Origin of the sequence: Pseudoalteromonas sp. AOP7-A1-14 (genome assembly GCF_052376275.1) — a bacterium.
GTDB lineage: Bacteria > Pseudomonadota > Gammaproteobacteria > Enterobacterales > Alteromonadaceae > Pseudoalteromonas.
In genome coordinates this window covers 1-628 of record NZ_JBQSVO010000277.1, presented here as the reverse complement: position 1 = coordinate 628, position 628 = coordinate 1, and the positions used below count along the sequence as shown (strand labels likewise).

Below are 628 nucleotides of genomic sequence, written 5' to 3'. Positions count from 1 at the left end.
CATTTTTTATTGGAAAGTTATGAGTCTGTAACGGATTCTGTGTAACTGCCCGTTTTTAGATTTTAAATATGTTTACTGAGGTGTTCCTCAAATTCAATGATAAAACCGCCAGTCTCGTATTGGTATCCGTCCATTTTTTGATGCCTCTTTTATTGCTGAATAATCATTTTTCTTGCAGAGTCGTCATTTGGAAATAGCTTACGGTTTTTAATCGCTCGGCGAATAACGCTGTTGAGTGATTCAATGGCATCCGTTGTTTAAATGGCTTTTCTTATCGCCTCAGGGTAATTAAATAACGTATTTTGATTGTCCCATTTCTCTGCAAACCGTTCCAACTCTAGTAACGTCTCTTCTTCTGTCGTAATGGCTTTATAATCTTTCCATGAAACCTATTTCAATGAGTTGGGAGCCATATGCTCTATGTATAAGTTATTTTTGTGGAAATATGCATCACAATCCCAGATAAATAGGGAATGCTCCAATTTATCCCTGCAATAGCTATGTATAAGCTATTTTTGTGGAGATATGCATTACAATCCCAGAAATAAAGGGAATGCTCCTATCAATCCTCTGTAATAGCTATGTATGAGCTATTTTAGTGGAAATACGCATCACAATCCCAGAAATA

At 36.1% G+C, this 628-nt stretch carries 1 pseudogene; it reads right to left on the bottom strand.

The features are described 5' to 3' along the window. Nucleotides 1-62: 62 nt before the first annotated feature. A pseudogene (locus tag ACT3RM_RS18095) lies at nucleotides 63-428 on the bottom strand (transposase); the annotation flags it as partial. Nucleotides 429-628 lie beyond the last annotated feature (200 nt).